The sequence below is a fragment of the Balneola sp. genome (assembly GCA_003712055.1).
Taxonomy (GTDB): Bacteria; Bacteroidota; Rhodothermia; order Balneolales; family Balneolaceae; genus RHLJ01.
Map to the genome: position 1 here is coordinate 878,398 of RHLJ01000001.1, position 19,048 is coordinate 897,445.

The window sequence follows — 19,048 nt, forward strand, 5'->3', positions numbered from 1 at the left end:
ACGAGTAATAGATATCGCTCATCCTAAACAGATTAAAAGGAAAACATTGCTTGATGAACCTGGCAAAGTTTCTAATTTCAGGAATTATGTGGTAAGCGGTGCTTTTCGTTCTTATTTCATTGATGATGAAGGCAAGGAGCATACGGTCCAAATTGCTGTTGATGATTGGTTCATAAGCGACTTCTATAGTTATGTGACAAGGACTCCTGCTATTCTTTTTGTAGAAGCACTAGAAGATTCTACTATCCTCCAAATGCATTACGATGATATAGAACCTCTTTGCAAGGAGATACACTCGCTAAGTGAATATTTCAGAGCTTCAACAGAACGAGCCTTTGCCTTTTCCCGAAATCGTGCTCTATCCAATCTTTCAAAAACAGCTGAAGAACGGTACGATGAGTTTCTTAATCGCTACCCTAATATCATCGACCGGGTACCGCAATACATTGTAGCCTCTTATCTGGGGATGAGCGCTGAGTTCCTAAGTAAAATCCGGGCAAAGAAAGCCGGAATTTCTTGAACTAGTTCAAGAGAGAGCTTTACACCTGGATTTATCTTAACAGTCATCCTGAGCATACTTGCGAAGGATCTTATTGAGTCACCACCCGTTTAGATTCTTCGGCGGTAGCCTCAGAATGACATTAACAAATAATCTTCATTCATCATGAACAACAGAACCTGGTTTATAACCGGCATATCCAGTGGATTAGGTAAAGCACTTGCAAAAGCTGTAATCGAATACGGAGACTACGTAATAGGTACCTTCAGAAGGCAAGAGCAAGTCGACGAATTCAATAAACTCTATCAAAATAAAGCTAAAGCTCTGCTACTGGATATCACCAATCACCATCTAATTGAAGCAAGCTTTAATAGGCTTAAAGAAACCAATACCCGTATCGATGTTTTAGTAAACAATGCAGGAGTAGGTTTTGCCGGTGCTATCGAAGAAACTTCTACAGAAGAAACCCGGAAAGTATTTGAAGCAAATTTTTTTGGAGCATTAAAGACTACCCGGGAAGTACTGCCAGTTATGAGAGCGCAGAAGTCAGGGCATATTATTCAAATCTCTTCCCATGGGGGTATTAAAGCCTTTGCTGGCTTTGGTATCTACAACGCCAGTAAATTTGCCCTTGAAGGGTTCAGCGAAGCGTTAGCACAGGAAACCGCTCCATTAAACATAAAAGTAACTATGGTTGAGCCAGGTCCGTTTAGAACAGAGTTCGCAGGTACAGGATTAGGCCTTGCAGAAACCGTTATTGAAGACTATTCCGAAACAGCGGGAATATTTCGCAATAAGCTTAAAGGAGTACATGGCCAGCAAGAAGGAGATCCGGATAAAGCAGCCCACGCTATTATTGATATGGTTAATTTAGAGCACCCACCTCTTCGATTACCTTTGGGCAGGATTCCCTTAACTACCATTCAAATGAAGCTGGATAGTGTTCAAAAAGATTTAGATGAGCAACGTTCTGTAGCAGAATCCGTGGTCTTTTAGAGATATTGAATGAGAATAGAAAATCATGAGGTATGAAGTGCCGATCTTCATGTCTTTGCGATCCCGACGAAGGTCGGGAGAAGCAATCTCGATGAGTTTGCCAACTTCTTCGAGATTACTTCGTGGCTAGCTCCTCGCAGATTGGAACTATGTTTCAGGTTCTCTTTAACCAAAAAAAGCCCCGATGGTTATATCGGGGCTCAAAATTAGTTAGTTAGAAAGCCAGCCTTAAAGTTCGCTTTCTTCGTCCGCTTTACGCTTGTCGCGCAGCTTCTTGATTGCATAAGCACCTCCAGCTGCTGCCAGCAGTCCAAGGCCTCCATCAATTGGAGCCTGGTTTGGAGCTCCCGGAAGACCCGGCTGAGCTATCGCTAGTTCCGTAACAAATAATATGAGTGCGGTAAGAGTAAATAATATTCGTGTTTTCATAGTCTTGGTCCTTATAAGCATCTTTGCGAGCGATAGCGAAGTAATCTCGACATGTTTGCCTGCCTTCCGAAGTTTCATACGGAGGACAGGCCACGATCGCGCTTCACTCGCTCTTGCAAGGATAATCAATTTATTTAATTAATGTCATTTTTCTAGTAAAAATTTGTCCACCTGCTTCTAAGCGGTAAATATACATGCCACTGGCTGCTCCTGAAGCATCCCAGCTTACATTATAACTTCCCGCGGTCTTGGTCGCATTGACCAGCTCCGCTACTTTTTGTCCCATCAGGTTGTATACATTCAACGTTACTTTGCCCATAGAGGCTACTGTGTAGTTGATTGTGGTAGATGGGTTAAACGGATTCGGGTAGTTTTGCTCCAGCTCGAAGGCGATAGGTTCATCACCCGTCTCGTTGCTCACTGAAGTCGTATTAGGAGTAATGGTGATCGCAAAGCGGATACCATCTTCACTCTTTGACTTCTGAGCCTGAGCAACCGCTCCGGTCAAAATACTTAGTGGGTTTACTTTCTCGCTGCTTTCAGAAGTAGCTTCGAAGGTGTAGCTGGTCTCAGCCCTCATATCCACATTAGTACCCACTTCATAATCGTGGAACATAAGCTCCCAGTTTTCAGGGATACTCTCTAATCCACTCCAATCAAGAGTAAACTCGCCACTCACTCCTACTAATTGCTGCTCCATGTTAATGGTAGTTTCTTCAGTCAGATCGTAAGGGAGAGACTCAACCGCTTTTAAGATATCGTTAGATTTGAATGCCATGGTTGAATAGGTACCAGCCATTGGGATCAACTTGGTTGCATCAGCTCTGTCAAATTCTTCGGTTGCGTATCCTCTGAAGGCTAAACGAATCGCTTCGTCGAAGCTATTCTCGGAAGAAAGCGTGAACGAGATATCTGCTTTGTTATATAACTCTTTAGAGAAAGAAGTACCCGTAGTATCAGATGAAGTTTTTCCAGAAGTAGGAAAAGAGATACTGGTTACAGAAGCATCTGAAGTCTCTACCCAAAAACCTTGCCATGGAGAAATAATATACCCACTACTTGCTGTTCTATCCTCAGCAGAATAAGAGCCGGAAGCATCATCCCAAAAACTAATGTTATCTGAGATATCTCCCCCTGTAGCTGAAATTGAATTGGTATTGTAATTAGTAGCGAAAGGATTTCCTACTAAGGTAAAACGATTTGCAGCGCCATTATATAGTGTCACACTAACATCAGAGGATGGTTCAGTACCAACAACATCAAGCGTAATTGGTAGCTCAGTACTACTTGCATCTGTATTGTCAAAGAAATAAACGGCCAATCCATACCCATCTGTCAAAGTACTTGCATCAGAGGAGATTGCTTCAAAGGAACCTGTGTCATCGTAGGTATAGATAGTAGCACTATCGGTATCCGAAGTAAATTGAGCACCAAGGCCGTCATCAGAAATATCCGCACCTGTAGCACTAGTTTTAGGAATACTTAATAATCTCCAACCTGCATCACCGGAAATATCTTGTTCTCCATCTAGTTGACCAGGAGTCGCATCAGATTGAGTTCCTGTGATAAAGGTTTGACTTCCAACAGGAAACTGAAAATCTCTAGCCGACCCAACACCATTGGTTGTTGAATCAATAGCAGAACCTGATTGCTGTAGTACCCATCTTCTACCCGTTCCGAAAAAGGCACTTGAAGATCCTTCAGAAAAGTTGGTGTTTGATTGTAAGGTACCCCATTCCGTTTCAAACTCAGATTCCGTAGCTCCTCTTGAAATAATTAAGAAGCCATTTGCCGGAATAGTTGTAGAACCAGTAAAATTCTCGATATCGAAGGTAGTTTCTAAAGTGGTACCAGTATTATCATACATTAAGAGATCTGCGGTAGAAAGAGTAACCGCATCAGATCCAGAATTATAAAATTCAATGAACTCAGCATTAAAGTCGGTATCAGCGTCAGCTACTTCTGTAATAAAAACGGAACCAACAGAAGGAGAAACAGTGGTAGAAATTGTGATTGTACTAGAAGTAGCACTTGTAAGCCCCGAGGAAGTAACAGTTACCGTATAGTCATCAGCAGTATCAAAGGATATGTCACTAAAAGTAGCTACCCCACTTGAAGCGGATACAGGAGAAGTACCGGATAGATTTCCTGATCCAGAATTTACAGCAATTGAGACACTGGCCGAACTGTTAAGATCAACTGAATCATCAGCTCTTTGAATCTCCACAGTAAATTCACTTATCGATTCAGATGTAGCTCCACTTGTTGGAAAATTTTGAATAACTAGTTTAGTTGCTGCCTCTAGTACAGTAAATGTTGAACTGGTTCCAGCCGTAAGACTTCCCCCAGTATTTGTAGCAGTTATAGAAACACCTGATTCCGCAGTATCGTAGGTTACACCTGAAATTGTAACAGAATTACTTCCAGATGAGATAGTTCCCGTTAACGTTCCTCCAAGATTACCATTTCCCGTAGCTAGTGATAATGTTACTGAAGTATCTTGGGTAGCATTAGTGGCTTCATCGTCAGAATCTTGAAGCTCTATAACAACATCGAATGACGTATCAGCAGTCGGGGAATTACTATTATTTACCGTTGTTACCGCGAACTTTGCAGGAGTTGAGCCCGAAGAAAACTCAAAACTAGTATCATCGAATGTTTGAGAGCTGCCCGAAGTAGTCCAATTAGAAGAACTGTAAATCAGGGCTTGATAGCTTGATTGGTCTCCTCCTGTTCGTGTTCCATTATAAATACCGTTATCACCACCAAAGTAAACTGCATCTGTGCCTTCTGTTAAACCTGTACCAGTAAGGGTTCCTGCGTTTGAAGAACTTTCACCTGCAAAACCTAAAATTGTATAAGTACCAGTATTGTAGACATTAGTGGATGTCTGGTAGATAAATACCCCATCACCATTATTACCTAAAGCGAAAGAACCTGCACTAGAGGTAACTGTTCCCTGACTTCCACCATCTACTCCGGTTACACCAGAAGTAGCAAATGTGAAAACATCCCCTGCTGAAATTGATGGTGTTACCCATTCATAAAATCCTTCACCTGAATTGAATGCACTTCCGCCCCATTCCTCGTCTGTAATAAAAACTGATTCTCCAGAAGATATATCAGTTAATGCGACAAGAAGAACTTCTTCATCATCTACACCAACCCCGATTATTGCTATATCACCCGCAGATAATGTTTGCCCATAACCCGAAGTGAATAGAAGTAAAGAAACCCCAAAGGATAGTAAAAGTTTTCTCATAGATTACCCTTAATCATTAGTTAAAAGAAAAAGCTTCAGAGTCTAACCATTTCTTCTTTGTGTGACAAATTAGAGGTGTAAAGTCTCTGTTAAGTTATCTTAATGTTGAGGTAGTTATTCCCGAGAAAAGCGGTTTCAAGTTTTATAACAGGTGTCACCTAAAAAAATTAGAGAGGGAATAGGCTGTTCCCTCTCACTCTGCTATTTAGTAAGAATAAAACCCTTCTCCGGACTTATTCCCTAATTTTCCGGCATCAACCATTTGTACTAACAGCGGACATGGGCGGTATTTGGGGTCTTTAAATCCGTCATGTAGTACATTCAAAATGCTGAGGCAGATATCCAGACCGATAAAGTCTGCAAGTCTTAGAGGCCCCATTGGATGAGCCATTCCCAATTTCATTACTTCGTCCACATGTTCCGGAGTAGCCACTCCTTCATACACTGCAAAAATGGCTTCGTTAATCATAGGCATAAGTACACGGTTACTTACAAATCCGGGCATATCATTTACCGGAACCGGAATTTTATTGAGCTTTTTAGAAGTCTCTTCTATGGCCTGGTATACTTCATCAGAAGTCTCCAGTCCTCGCACAATTTCCACCAGTTTCATAACCGGAACAGGATTGAAAAAATGCATCCCAATGAAGTGATTAGGCCTGGAGGTCATAGCAGCCAGTTTGGTGATGGAAATGCTGGAAGTGTTTGAACCGAAAATACATCCTTCCGGGGCGGCAGCATCTACTTGTGTCCATACAGCACGTTTGATTTCCAGGTCTTCGGGTACTGCTTCTACTACCAGGTCTGCATTAGCAACCCCATCACCTATATTCAAATGTACCGTAATGTTTGCCAGTGATTCTTCTTTCTGTTGTTCAGAGATTTTCTCTTTGCTCACCATCCTATCTAAATTCTTTGTAATAGTGGCTAAGGCACGGTCGGCAAATTCCTGCTTGGTTTCGATAAGAGCTACGTTAAACCCATTCATTGCAAATACATGGGTAATCCCATTTCCCATTGTTCCGCCGCCGATTACTGCTACATTCTTTATGTTCATTTCCTGATGAATTTTCGAGTTAATTTTTGACCAAAGTTCCGGGTTTCGGAAGCGCTTTTCAACCCATTATTGTACAAAAAGCAATACCCCTATGTGTCATCCTGAACGAAAGCGAAGGATCTAAGCGGATAACAAATCGATTAGATCCTTCGGAAGTATCCTCAGGATGACCTTGAGGTAAGAGTAAATAGATAACAACATTGAACCTTGAACATCCAACAAGGAACTTCGAAGTTCAATGTTCGATGTTCAACTGTTCCTTATTGAATATTCTTCATTCCCTACCCAATCGTTATTCTTTTTTTGTTCTATATTCGAATGCTAACGACTAACGATTATCATTTGGGAAATGAATACTGTTCTCAAACTTCTCCTTTTCTTCTTTATCCTCATTCTTGGCTTTATCGGGCTTGCTGCTTACTGGACGTTCTACAAACCTTTGCCTGATTATGAAGATTCTATCTCATTGGAAGGTTTGAATGAGCAAGTAGATATTCACTGGGATGAATTTGGAGTCCCTCATATCTATGCCAATAATGAAGAAGATTTGTATTACGCTTTCGGATTTGTTCATGCCCAGGATCGGTTATGGCAAATGACACTAAGTCAAATTGCTGCTGAAGGTCGCTTTGCTGAGTTTTTTGGAGAAGAACTTGTTCCTTTAGACAAATATCAGCGTACCTTGGGTTTTTGGAGAACAGCTGAACGGTTGGAAAAGGAAGTATTGAATGAGAAAGAGCGGCAAATCCTGAATGCCTACTCTGATGGTGTCAACGCTTTCATCCGAAAAAATAGCAACCGCCTGCCTGTTCAGTTTGCTCTCGCTGATATTGAACCTATTGAATGGTCTCCAACACGTATTCTTGCAGTAACCCGACTCATGGCATGGGAATTGAATATCAGTTGGTGGAGTGAAGTAATGTACAATCACCTGGGAGCTACCCTTTCCGAAGACCAATTTGAAGAATTGCTTCTCGGTTGGGCGGATGGACTACCTACCTCTCTTAATGATGACGAATCCATAGGTCTTACCACTACCGCCTTACTTCCCTTTTTTGAGCAGGAAATTGAGCGTCGAAAACTCCTGGAAACAGAAGGCTCTCATGTAGGAAGTAATGCCTGGGTTATTGACGCATCAAAAACAAATACCGGATATCCAATGCTTGCCGGCGACCCCCATTTAGGCCTTGATATGCCCGGGAAATGGTATGAGATTCACTTAAATCTAAATGGGAAAAATGTTTCAGGAGTAACTTTAGCAGGAATCCCCGGGGTTGTGCTAGGACAAAATGATCAGTTGGGATGGTCATTCACCAGTATGATGTCTGATGACACTGATTTCTTCCTCGAAAAAGTAGACCCTGAAGATCGGGGTCGCTATGTTGTTGATTCAGCTAATGTAGGAGAAGTAGTATTTGAGCCTTTCACAAAAATCCGGGAGATCATTAAAATAAAAGATGCGGATGATGAATTGGTGGAGATTAGATACACTCGCCATGGCCCGGTTATTTCCGATATCTATCCAAATAGTACTTTATTAAACAATGAAGTGGTCTCCTTGAAATGGACCGGGTACGAGCTTTCCAATGAATTTCGAACTATGTACCTGATGAACTGGGCAGAAAATTTCCAGCAGTTTAAAGATGCCCTTCCTCATTACGGAGTTCCGGGTATGAATTTCCTTTATGGTGATGTGGAAGGAAATATCGGGATGTTTTCTACCGCAAAGCTGCCTATAAGAACAGGAAATAAAGTAACAATGAGAAGAGGTTGGGTTCCTGAAGATGATTGGAAGGGATTTATACCTCAGCAAGAAATGCCTTATGTAATTAACCCTGAAAAAGGATGGATTGCTAATGCCAATAACAAGTTAACCACTGAAAATTACCCGCATTATATCAGCACCTTTTGGGAACCCCCTTCCAGAATGCAACGCATCGAAGAACGCTTAACTGCCAGCCAGGTGCTTAGCATTGAAGATATGGAGGATATCCAAAACGATTCCTACTCCGCATTTGCTGCAACGATTACCCCGGTAATCCTGGATATTATCCAGAACCAAAACGTGTACGATTTCTCAGTTCCTGTATCCTATCTGGAAAACTGGGATTTTAAGTATGAATCCAATTCTACCGCTGCTTCTATTTTCGATGCCTTCTTCATCAACTTTACAAAGAATACGCTAAAGGACGAGCTTGGTGATGCCGCGTATGAAAACTTTATTATCCACGAACTTATCCCGGTTCGAACGTTAAGTGCTTTGGTACAGGACAGCAGCTCCTTTTTTGATAATATCAACACGCCCGAGCTTGAGACAAAGTCTGATATTGTACTCAAAAGTATGCAGGATGCTATTTTCTTTTTAAGCGATTCATTGGGAAGTGAACCTTTTGAATGGCGTTGGGAGCAATTACATACCATTTCACTTCGCCCTCCTTTATTTGGTCAGGCTGCCGATGATCCTGCAGCGCCACAAGCGTTAAAAATGATTGTAGATAATGTACTTAGTAAAGGGCCTTATCCGGTTAGAGGACACGGAATGAGTATCAATAATGGCCAATACAAATGGGATAGCCCTTTTGAAATGGTGCTTGGGCCTTCCGTTCGAAGAGTAATTGATTTTTCTGATCTCAGCTCAACAAAATCTGTTATACCAACCGGACAATCGGGCAACCCTCTCTCCTCCCACTTTGGAGATCAAACACAGATGTGGCTGGATGGGCTGTATCGGGACTTCTTCCAGGATAGCACGTTATTTAGAGAGGCAGAACTTCGAACGATGAAGCTTATTCCTAAAGAAGACTAAAGAACATCGAACGTTGAACTTCGAAGTTCCTTGTTGGATGTTCAACATTCAATGTTCTTACGGTCAGTCGATACGTGAAGTATTCGGTTAAATCGTGGAAGCAGAATTTCGAACGATGAAATTGATCCTAAAGAATTAATTCTAGCCCTTTTGCATCTCTGATATAGAAATACGTACTTAGATGTGCTCTATCCATTTAAGTTGCCTCAAACTATGAAGAATCTACTAACTCTATTCTGCCTGATCTTCTCATTTTCTTCACTATCACAATCCATTTCAGCTCAAGGTGTTTTCAATCGCACTATTGAAAATGATAAAGACGCCGAGAAACTATTAATCGATTATTACTTCAACAGAAGTCTGGATCTTGGGGTAAAACATGGAGAAGAGCTTTTTACTAAATATTCGGATTCTCCCAAAGTGGGTGCATGGTATACTGCTTTGCTGGCCAGAAACGAAGAAGTGGATAGTTCCGTTGAGATAGCCAATACACTAAAAGAAAGATTTCCTAACAATCCCTGGACATCCTTCGCTGAAACCAGGGCATTGGGTTCCTCACCTGAGAAAAGAGATTCAGTTGCTTCAAATCTTGATATGGTAGTACAACTACATCCTAATAATGAATACTTCCATTGGTTAAAAGCGGTAATCTTAAGTAATGTGGGGAAGAAGGAAGAATCCTCAAACTATATAGATAGCCTAAGCGAAACAGAATTTAAGAATAGTATCATTCTTCTATCACTTAAAGGCAGCAATTTGCTTTCTTCGAATTTCAGGTCTGAAGAACAAGAGGGAATGGAAAAATTTGAAGAAGGACTTCAAATATTCGAAGAAATAAGAGCAGAGCATCCTGATTGGGTAGACGCTTATTATTTACCGGCCTACTATCTAAATCTAAAAGGTCAGCGTGATGAGCCTTTTGAGCTCCTGGAACAAATTGTTTATCAAACCAATTCTTATCGGGTACATAGCTTTTACTGGAGGCTACTAACCTCTAATGATAAACTTACAAAGGAAGAAAAGTTTGAGAAAATTCAGAAAGGAACTTCTTATATAGATGAAAATGGGTATTTGGGACCTAAATTTTTATTTGGCTTGTCCAGCACTTATGGAGGATTGGGAGATAAAGAAAAACGGTTTGAATATGAAGAAAGAGTACTTAATGAATATCCCAATCACTTGAATACTGAGTGGGTACTCGTTGAGAGATACCGTACTTATTCAAGAGAAAACTTAAAAGCAATTTCTGAGGATGCCGATCCTGAAGTCATCTCTAACTATGAGGAAATGCTATGGGAATTTGTAAATAAGCCATTTCATATTAGAGAAACTTTACTTGGAGATGCATATAGAGAACTTTTTCATGTATCTCAGTTTAAAGAAAAAGACGCTATTGTCCCGGAAACCCTACTAGAAATTGTAGAAGGAATGATTTTATATGAAGGAATCAATCCTCATATAACCTATGCACGGGCTCCGGTTTTTCTTTCAGAAACGACTGAATACTTTGAGAGGGCTAAAGAAATTGTTAGAGAGGGTATCCCCGTTGCAATAGCCAAAATTGAAGGGCAAAACGAACGTAACGTATATAAAACCGAAGAAGACTATCAAAGAAGCTTGAGCTGGATGCAAGCAATAATGTATGATGCTCTTGGTTGGATTAATTTTCAGGAAGGAATTTTGGACAGTGCTGAAATCTATCTCTCCAGGGCATATTCATTGAATTCAGAAAACTCAATTAATCTTAATCGATTAGGGCAACTAAATGAATTCATTGGGAATCTTGATAAAGCAGAATCCTATTATAAGAAAGGATTGAAAATTGAATCAATGGGAGTAAATCCAAATATTGAATCAATTAAGGCTCTATATATACAGAGAAATGGGAGCGAAGAATTATTTGAGGACTATCTCGCTAATATAAAAAACGAGGGAGAGATAGATAAAATGCAAGAGGTATTATCCGAATACATGAAAAATGGGGATTCATTTCCCGGATTCGAATTGAAAGATTTATCCAATAATACTTTTGAATTAAATGATCTAAAAGGGAAGATTGTAATTCTTAACGTTTGGGGGCTTTGGTGTGGACCTTGTGTTCAGGAGATGCCCGATATACAATTGCTTCATGAAAAGTATGAGAAGGACTCAGAGGTTGTGGTAGTAACAATTAATAACGACCCATCCATTGATAAAGTAAAAGAATGGATGGATGAAGAGGATTATGATTTTGTTGTTTTGAGAGATGATGGTTTTTTAGCTCAACAAAAAATTTATGTATTCCCCACTACTTGGTTTCTGGATCATAATTCAGAAATCAAGTTCATTAAAGAAGGTTATACAAAAAACTTAGTAGAAGAGTACACCTGGCGGATAGACTATATTGCCAATAATGATTGACCTAATGGTAGAACATTGAACTTCGAAGTTCCTTGTTGGATGTTCAACGTTCAATGTTCTTCCGGTCAGTCAATAACGTGAAGTATCCGGTTAAATCGTGGAACCATGCCATCTAAAGACATCCAAACCACAAAGGCTTTACCGATCAGATGATCTCTGGGTACAAATCCCCAAAAACGGCTGTCTTCACTATTATCTCGGTTATCTCCCATCGCGAAGTAATAGTCTTGTTTAATGGTATAGGTGTTAGTTCTTTCCCCATTAATAATGAAGTCGTTCCCTTCACGTGTTACTGTATTATTTTCGAATCGCTCAATTAAGTCCTGATAGATATACCAATTTTGGTTGGTGAGCTCGATTTCCTGTCCTTCAAAAGGAATTACGATTTCAGAAAAATGATCGTGATTATAAAATGCTTTTGAAAAATTCCCTTTACTATTCACATAAGGAAATACGGGTTCATCTGAATCAAACATGTAGAAGTCCAGAGAATCAACTTCAGGCCAGTTTCGCACAACATTTGCCACATCATCAGTTAGGTTAACCTGATATAAGTTGTTACCCATTGTACGTACGTACCGATCATTACCACCAATGGTTCCAGCTCCTACCGATTCCATTTTGGCATTACTTAATCTAACACCTTCTTTTAAGGCGAGGGTATAAAAACGTTGTACCCCTTCATGATACTCTTCACGTTCCCCATTTATATAAAGGATCTTATCTCTCAATTCCAGGGTATCACCAGCAACTCCTACAGCCCGTTTTATATAATTCGTTTTTTGTGAAATGGGCTTAGCTTCCCAGGGTATATTGAATACAATGATATCATTTCGCTCCACATCTCTAAACCCTGGAAGCCGGGTAGATGGGATTTTAATACCAGGTAAACAAATCTGGGTAAATGGAATGCAAACTGCCATCGGGGTTCTGGCACCATAGGTTAGATTTGAAACAATCAGGAAATCCCCAATGAGTAAATCCTGCTCCATTGAACCAGTAGGAATCTTATATGAGCCAAAAATTAATGAACGCAAAATTGCTGCGGCAAAAAAGGCAAATACGAGAGCATCAATCCATTCCCTTAGCCACGACTTTGCCTGCTTCTCTTCTTCAGCCTTATCTTTTTTACCCCGCCCAAAAAAACCTGATTTTTTGGTTTCTTCTGTTGCCTTTTTTTCTTCTTCCAAAGTGATCTTTTAGTTTAATTTTATGTGTGAGGGAAGAGTTGTTTCTTCTTTTGAATACACGCCGTCCTTATAAGTTACTTTATACCATTGGTTTCGCTCTGGCGAAAAGAAATAATCAGTGTATTCTTTGGGTTCTACTTCTGTAACCAGTCTTGTAAATGTTCGCTTCACCTGCGGCATTAAATCGATATAACGACTAGCTCCAACATAAACCAGTCCATTAGCAAAAGGTCCATCTAAATCCAGCACCATCATTGGGACTTCACCATCAATAATGAACCAGTATTCAAATTGAATAGCTTTTCCAGCTCTTAATTTTCCATCCTCAACAATATTCTCAATGGTTTTGGTTGGCTGACCAAAGGCACCTTCCAAACGTGCCCGAATTTCTATTGCAGGCATTCGATCAAGGCTGTTATAATTGAACCCCTGTCCCGTCCATTTAATATCGGCGAACTTGTCTTCAAATTTCTCAGCGTCCTGATTTTCTACTTTTTTGATATTAGGTTCTTCAAATTGTGCGTAGGCTGATGACGTTAGCAACACCATTAGCACAAAAAATAGCACCACTATTCTCTTTGTAGGTTTTTCCATTATCTGTCGTCCTCGTCCATAGATAGTACAGCAAGAAATGCTTCCTGGGGTATTTCTACTGAACCAACTTGTTTCATTCGTTTTTTTCCTTCCTTCTGCTTTTCAAGCAGTTTGCGCTTCCGGGTAATATCTCCACCATAACATTTAGCAGTAACATCTTTTCGAAGAGCACGGATCGAATCTCTTGCAATAATCCTGCTTCCGATAGCTGCCTGAACCGCTACCTCGTATTGTTGACGAGGTATGAGTTCTTTTAGTTTGGCACATACTTTCCGGCCTTGATAATATGCTTTGTCACGATGAGTGATACTTGATAAAGCGTCAACTTGTTCTCCATTTAACAAGATATCTAAACGGACTAAGTCGCCTTTTCGGTATTCAATAAATTCGTAGTCTAACGAAGCGTACCCACGGGTTCCTGATTTCAGTTTGTCATAGAAATCGAAAACTACCTCAGCCATTGGAATTTCATAGGTGATTTCAACCCGGTTATTCTGCATAAACATCTGGTTGATATAGACACCTCTTCGTTCCTGGCATAATTTCATAATCGGGCCAATAAACTCAGCCGGAGTAATAATACTCGCTTTGATATAAGGTTCCAGGATTGCATCAATATCACCAGCACCAGGCATTTGACTCGGGTTATCAACTCCAATGGTATTTCCATCTTCCAGTTTCACCTCGTACTGAACGTTGGGAACGGTAGTGATAATATCAATATCAAATTCCCTATCTAGCCTTTCCTGAACTATCTCCATATGAAGGAGTCCTAGAAAACCTGCTCTAAACCCGAAGCCTAATGCTTTAGAAGTTTCTGGCTCATAGCTAAGAGAGGCATCATTTAACTGAAGCTTTTCCAGAGCACTTCGAAGATCCTCAAAATCTTCTGAACTGGTTGGGTAAATCCCGCTGAACACCATAGATTTTGCTTCCTGATACCCGGCAATAGCTTCTTCAGCAGCGTTCTTAACGGTAGTAATAGTGTCTCCTACCCGAACATCCTGGAGAGATTTCACACTTCCAATCACATAACCGACTTCACCTGCACGTAACTCTTTTGCAGGTTGGTAATCCATCCTCAGAAAGCCAATATCTTCTGCGTTATATTCTTCTTTATTGGCCATAAATTTGAAGAGATCGCCTTTTTTTAACACCCCTTCCATTACACGAACATAAGCTACAGAACCACGATAGGTATTAAATACCGAATCAAAAATTAGCGCACGAAGTGGTTTATCTATTTCCTGTGAAGGGCCTGGTATACGATCACAAATGGCTTCCAATAAAACAGGAACTCCTTCTCCGGTTTTACCTGAAACCGTTAGAATATCTTCTCGCTCACAACCAATTAAGTCTATGATTTGCTGACCTACTCCTTCAGGATCAGAACTGGGTAAATCGATTTTGTTCAAAACGGGTATGATTTCAAGATCCTGCTCAATAGCTTGATAAAGGTTAGAAATAGTTTGTGCTTCGATTCCCTGGGTGGCATCAACTACTAGTATTGCACCTTCACAAGCTTTTAGGGCACGAGATACTTCATAAGCAAAATCAACATGTCCGGGAGTATCTATAAGGTTGAAACTAAAAAGCTCCCCGTTTGTGCGTTTGTAATCCAGTTTAATAGCATGACTTTTGATCGTAATACCACGCTCACGCTCAAGATCCATGTTATCTAGCATCTGCTCCTGCATCTCTCTTTCGCTGATGGTACCTGTTATCTGGAGCAAACGATCGGCAAGGGTAGATTTACCGTGATCGATATGGGCTATTATGCAAAAATTGCGGATGTTATTCATGAACCGTTACTACGTGCGTCTCTTCTTAAAAGGGTCAAAGATACGAAGAAGGCAGGAGCTACTAAAACTTATGTTAACGTGAATTCGGAATAAGAAAGATTTTTGAATGTTAAAAAGGTCATTCCGCTGCAAAAGCCGGAATCTGAAATTCCATTAAAACAAAAGTTCTACTTCGATAAGCTAGATTTGGATTCCTGCCTTCGCAGGAATGACTAAAAAGTCTGTTCAGGTGATCTATTAAACATTTCTTATCCCAAATTCACGTCAGATAAAGTAAAGCCTTTCCTTACTTAACAAACTTGATTCAATGCTATGAGTCGCAACTTCTTACGCTTTATTACACTACTTCTTCAAATAAGTCTTCTTTTTTTGGATCATTCAGATGAGCGATCCCCTTTTTGAATACAACCGAAAAGGTATTGCCCTGATCAGGAATTGAATGAACCAGTACTGTAGCCTTATGTAGTTCAATAAGTTTTGCCACCAACGGTAACTTAATACCCAGCAATTCTCGGTGATCCAGATCAGCTTCGTAATCTTTGAATAGAGTGAATATGGCGTGGAGTTCTTCGTGACTGTATGCTTTTCCATCATTACTGATTTTGATAGTGCAAATTGAGCTTTCTTCTACAATCTGAACTTTCACTTTGGTAGCATTCTCATCTTTTAACAAGGAGCCAATGAGGTTTTGGATAATGATGATACAGTAGCTGGCATCTACTGCAATTATTACTTCTTCGGTATTGGTCGATAATTCAATGTTCTTTTCTTCTTCACTTGAGGAAATCAGCTCTGTAATTTCTTTTAAGAGTACAACAAGATTCCTCTTCTCTATATGTAAATCAGCTCTATTCAATTCGATCTCAGATAGTAAAATGAGTTGATTTACATATTCGAGCAGGTTCCCAACCTCTTTATGAGCATCGTTACTCCCGTTTTCAATCTGAGTCAGAAGATCAATCACAGGGTTTCTGAGCTCTTTATTTATATAGGCAAATAAGCTGCTTTTGCGTTGCTCTTGTTTACTTAATCTGGCCTTTAATTTTTTAATCTGAGATCTGGAATTCTCGAGATCCTGATCTCTAAGAACCAGGTCTCTTCTTGCTCTTATTCTCATGATGAACATACTCAGAGCTATGAACATCCCAGCCAGGAATAAGAAGAGCGAATAAAACCAACCCGACTCGTAAAAGTAAGGAGGCACTGTTATAGTCACTACATCTCCTTGCCGATTCCATACCCCGTCATTATTACTGGCTATCACCCTAAATTGATAGGTACCTGGATCTAGGTTTGTATACCTCACTTTTTTATCTGAACCAGCCTCATTCCATTCCTCATCAAACCCGAACAATCGAAATTTGTACAGGTTTTTTTCAGGAGAAACCAGGCTAAGACTGGTAAACATGAAGCTAAGATTCCTGTCTCCTAGCTCTAATTCTATATATGCATCGCGTTCATAAGATTGTCCAAATCCGGTTTCTATTTTTTCAATTTCTACCGGAGGAATTACATCATTTCTATAAATCATGTAAGGATTGAATTGTATTACTCCATCTTGTGATGGGAACCATATCTCCCCGAAAGGACTATATGCCCCAGCAGGATATACCCCACCATTCCCTTCTCTACTCCTCAATCCATCTACTTCGGTAAACCCTGTCGAAAGCACTTCACTAAAACTTCCAGACTGATATAAATACACATCATTTTTAAATACCCAAAACACCCCTTGGTTTGAGTTCATCCATATCCTGCCCAATGTATCAGGAATGATTTGATGAATGGTATTATCAAAAAGACCATTTGATTTCTTAAGTGATTTAATAAGTGACGGAGAAGCCTTCCCTTTGCTAACCGGGATGAGTGTTAGCCCATTATCTTCTGTTCCTACCCATACTGTATAATTATCTGGAGTTTCAGCTGTATCAATCCAGATACTTCTTATTCGATTACTTGAAAGTCCCTCCGCTTTGGTTATGTTTTCGAGATTACCATCTTTTAAATGGAAAAGACCTTTGCCCTGAGTACCTATCCAAGTGCTGCCATCTTCAGATTCAGCAAGTACGTTAACGGAGCTATTATTGAGATCAGGATGTACAAACTGCTCCCACGAATCATCTTCTTTTTTATAAAATAACCCATCTCTGCTACCTACCCATAACACCTCATCAGAATCTTCAAACAATGAATAAATGGGTTTCTCGGTTGGAGATACATATTTAGTAAAACTATTTCCGCCTTCATATTTATGTATTCCACCTCCCATGAGTGCTACCAACAATTCTCCATTCTCTCTCTCTAATATGCTTTTTACAAATGCCCGATCTTCACCTTCTATTAAATAGCCTGTTTCTAATACTTCATCTTTTATGGAAGCGACTCCACCTCCGTAAGTACCAAGCCATATTGTTCCATTCTTAGTGCTTGTTACAGGATATACATTCCTACTTTTTAAGCCCTCTTCCTCACTAAATACCGAAAACAGATTTCTCCTGATCTTAAAAACCCCTTTGCTATAGCTTGCAATCCAGATGGTTTCTTCCCGGTCTACAATAACTTCATTAATTCGATCTCCCAGGTCGAGAATTCTTTCTCCTTCATAAAAAAGCTCTGTACCATTCGGTGCCCAGGTAAAACTCCCCCTTTTTCTTATCTGTTGATATTCTAATGAGTTATCTAATACTTCTTCAAACCCTGACTCCGAATAGCTAAATAATCTTTCACCTACTGCTGGTAAAAAGATTCTATCTGAATCATATTGAAAAATCCTTGTGAACCAGAGTGAATTAACCGAACCGGGAAGGTTTACATGCTCAAAATCGAGGCCATCAAAAAGTATAAACTTCTTTTGAGTGTGCTGTATAAATACAGATTCTCCAAGAGTCGCGATTCCTCGAATCCTATTGTTACCTAGCGAAGGGTAGTTCGCAGTGTTATATATTTTAATCGCACTTCCGTCGAATCTGACCAAGCCATTTGCTGTACCAAACCAGATATATCCATCACTGGTTTGTGCAACTGCGGCTATGGAATTTGCAGGTAAACCATCTTTTGTAGTCCAGTTCTGGAATAGGTAATCGCTGCTAATAAATTTTGGTGGATACTGCTGGCTTTGTCCTGATACCTTTAAAAACGGTATACCGCTTAGAACTACTAATATTAGAATAAACCTGGCATCCAGCTTGAACTCTATGAGCTCTCTCATGTATTCGTACTGTTTTGCTGAATGTAAAGCCTATGTAATTTTGATAGAAGAGTTCTGTACTAAGCGATAATTACATTAAATTCTTTTAACTCATTTTTTCATAAATATTTAAGCACCCGGACTTAAAAACTCCACGTGAAATCGAAAGCGTTCTTTTTCGAGAGCCATTGAGTCATAAACTTCTCTGACCATGGAGAAAATAACATCTGTTTCTCCTATTACTGTTGTAGATAAGTAACCAATCTCGACTGTCACATCATATTGGGCTACATGTTCAATCAATTCCTGAACTTCCTGAGTTGGATTATGAGTTGCTAGTGGAATGAAGGTTAATTGTGCGATTGTTTTCATTAACGTGTAATATTTGGAATTCTTTTTCTTAAAAAGATACAATGGCAATTCTTGTGATTCTAAATTAATATTGTTCAAATTGAGAAAAATAGAGTACTATCATCTACATATTAATTAACTAACTAGGACAAATATGCATGAAATAGGGTTTACGCAATGGTTTGGAATTCTTGAACTTCCTTTTTTGCTAGTATGCATTTTCTACAGCTTCAAAACAGCACAAACTCTTAAGGGTGGAGTTTTTGGAACAGGAATGATTTATCTGGCTTGGGGTTTCATTGTAATGGCCGTAGGGCATTTAAGCTTACAGTTAATAAACTTTTTTGGGTTAGACATTTTTGATTGGATTTTCAGCCAACCACTTGGAAAAGTAGTTTGGTTTATCGCACTTATGGCTACCTGGGGACTTTCAGCTGTTGGTTTTTATAAAATTTACCAAGCTAGTAAGGCCTAA

General features: G+C 39.8%; 13 protein-coding genes. 5 read left to right on the forward strand and 8 right to left on the reverse strand.

Features of this window, described 5'->3' with window-relative positions; genetic code table 11:
• Positions 1 to 7: 7 nt before the first annotated feature.
• Both ED557_03945 and ED557_03950 read left to right on the forward strand, forming a co-directional pair.
• A complete protein-coding gene (locus ED557_03945) occupies positions 8 to 520 on the forward strand; it encodes a Crp/Fnr family transcriptional regulator (GenBank protein ID RNC86166.1) in 513 nt (170 codons plus the stop codon).
• Between the two features lie 144 nt (positions 521 to 664).
• A complete protein-coding gene (locus tag ED557_03950; GenBank protein ID RNC85932.1) occupies positions 665 to 1,495 on the forward strand; it encodes an SDR family NAD(P)-dependent oxidoreductase in 831 nt (276 codons plus the stop codon).
• Positions 1,496 to 1,723: 228 nt separating this feature from the next.
• Here ED557_03950 and ED557_03955 read toward each other — a convergent pair whose 3' ends face one another.
• The 3 genes from ED557_03955 to ED557_03965 all read right to left on the reverse strand — a co-directional run bounded on the left by ED557_03955 (position 1,724) and on the right by ED557_03965 (position 6,237).
• Positions 1,724 to 1,924 (reverse strand): hypothetical protein, encoded by a 201-nt coding sequence (locus ED557_03955; GenBank protein RNC86167.1) that lies wholly within the window; start codon positions 1,922 to 1,924, stop codon positions 1,724 to 1,726.
• A 130-nt stretch (positions 1,925 to 2,054) separates the two neighbouring features.
• Entirely contained in the window at positions 2,055 to 5,186 is a 3,132-nt protein-coding gene (locus ED557_03960) for a T9SS C-terminal target domain-containing protein (GenBank protein RNC85933.1), read from the reverse strand.
• Between the two features lie 205 nt (positions 5,187 to 5,391).
• Positions 5,392 to 6,237, reverse strand: coding sequence for a 3-hydroxybutyryl-CoA dehydrogenase (locus tag ED557_03965; protein ID RNC86168.1), 846 nt, complete (start codon positions 6,235 to 6,237; stop codon positions 5,392 to 5,394).
• Positions 6,238 to 6,592: 355 nt separating this feature from the next.
• Between ED557_03965 and ED557_03970 the strand changes: the two genes are divergently transcribed.
• Together ED557_03970 and ED557_03975 are read left to right on the forward strand one after the other, a co-directional pair.
• The gene (locus ED557_03970; protein RNC85934.1) at positions 6,593 to 9,049 is read left to right on the forward strand and encodes a penicillin acylase family protein; all 2,457 of its coding nucleotides are present in this window, start codon (positions 6,593 to 6,595) and stop codon (positions 9,047 to 9,049) included.
• A 213-nt stretch (positions 9,050 to 9,262) separates the two neighbouring features.
• Positions 9,263 to 11,449, forward strand: coding sequence for a hypothetical protein (locus tag ED557_03975; protein RNC85935.1), 2,187 nt, complete (start codon positions 9,263 to 9,265; stop codon positions 11,447 to 11,449).
• Positions 11,450 to 11,514: 65 nt separating this feature from the next.
• On the opposite strand, the gene lepB is transcribed toward ED557_03975, so the two are convergent.
• The 5 genes from lepB to ED557_04000 all read right to left on the reverse strand — a co-directional run bounded on the left by lepB (position 11,515) and on the right by ED557_04000 (position 18,594).
• Entirely contained in the window at positions 11,515 to 12,639 is a 1,125-nt protein-coding gene (gene lepB / locus ED557_03980) for a signal peptidase I (GenBank protein ID RNC85936.1), read from the reverse strand.
• A 9-nt stretch (positions 12,640 to 12,648) separates the two neighbouring features.
• Positions 12,649 to 13,233 carry a hypothetical protein gene (locus ED557_03985; GenBank protein RNC85937.1) on the reverse strand — a complete coding sequence of 195 codons (585 nt, stop codon included), beginning with the start codon at positions 13,231 to 13,233 and terminating at the stop codon, positions 12,649 to 12,651.
• The gene (locus ED557_03990; GenBank protein RNC85938.1) at positions 13,233 to 15,035 is read right to left on the reverse strand and encodes an elongation factor 4; all 1,803 of its coding nucleotides are present in this window, start codon (positions 15,033 to 15,035) and stop codon (positions 13,233 to 13,235) included. Before ED557_03990 ends, ED557_03985 begins: the two co-directional genes overlap by 1 nt.
• Before the next feature lie 337 nt (positions 15,036 to 15,372).
• A complete protein-coding gene (locus tag ED557_03995) occupies positions 15,373 to 18,243 on the reverse strand; it encodes a hypothetical protein (protein RNC85939.1) in 2,871 nt (956 codons plus the stop codon).
• 108 nt (positions 18,244 to 18,351) lie between these two features.
• Entirely contained in the window at positions 18,352 to 18,594 is a 243-nt protein-coding gene (locus ED557_04000; GenBank protein RNC85940.1) for a hypothetical protein, read from the reverse strand.
• A 133-nt stretch (positions 18,595 to 18,727) separates the two neighbouring features.
• Between ED557_04000 and ED557_04005 the strand changes: the two genes are divergently transcribed.
• A complete protein-coding gene (locus tag ED557_04005; protein RNC85941.1) occupies positions 18,728 to 19,048 on the forward strand; it encodes a hypothetical protein in 321 nt (106 codons plus the stop codon).

Coding starts and splice junctions, on each gene's coding strand:
- ED557_04000 (RNC85940.1), bottom strand. CDS start 18,594: ATGAAAACAATCGCACAATTAACCTTCATTCCACTAGCAACTCATAAT.
- ED557_03995 (RNC85939.1), bottom strand. CDS start 18,243: ATGAGAGAGCTCATAGAGTTCAAGCTGGATGCCAGGTTTATTCTAATA.
- ED557_03960 (RNC85933.1), bottom strand. CDS start 5,186: ATGAGAAAACTTTTACTATCCTTTGGGGTTTCTTTACTTCTATTCACT.
- ED557_03955 (RNC86167.1), bottom strand. CDS start 1,924: ATGAAAACACGAATATTATTTACTCTTACCGCACTCATATTATTTGTT.
- ED557_03975 (RNC85935.1), top strand. CDS start 9,263: ATGAAGAATCTACTAACTCTATTCTGCCTGATCTTCTCATTTTCTTCA.
- ED557_03985 (RNC85937.1), bottom strand. CDS start 13,233: ATGGAAAAACCTACAAAGAGAATAGTGGTGCTATTTTTTGTGCTAATG.
- ED557_03970 (RNC85934.1), top strand. CDS start 6,593: ATGAATACTGTTCTCAAACTTCTCCTTTTCTTCTTTATCCTCATTCTT.
- ED557_04005 (RNC85941.1), top strand. CDS start 18,728: ATGCATGAAATAGGGTTTACGCAATGGTTTGGAATTCTTGAACTTCCT.
- ED557_03950 (RNC85932.1), top strand. CDS start 665: ATGAACAACAGAACCTGGTTTATAACCGGCATATCCAGTGGATTAGGT.
- ED557_03990 (RNC85938.1), bottom strand. CDS start 15,035: ATGAATAACATCCGCAATTTTTGCATAATAGCCCATATCGATCACGGT.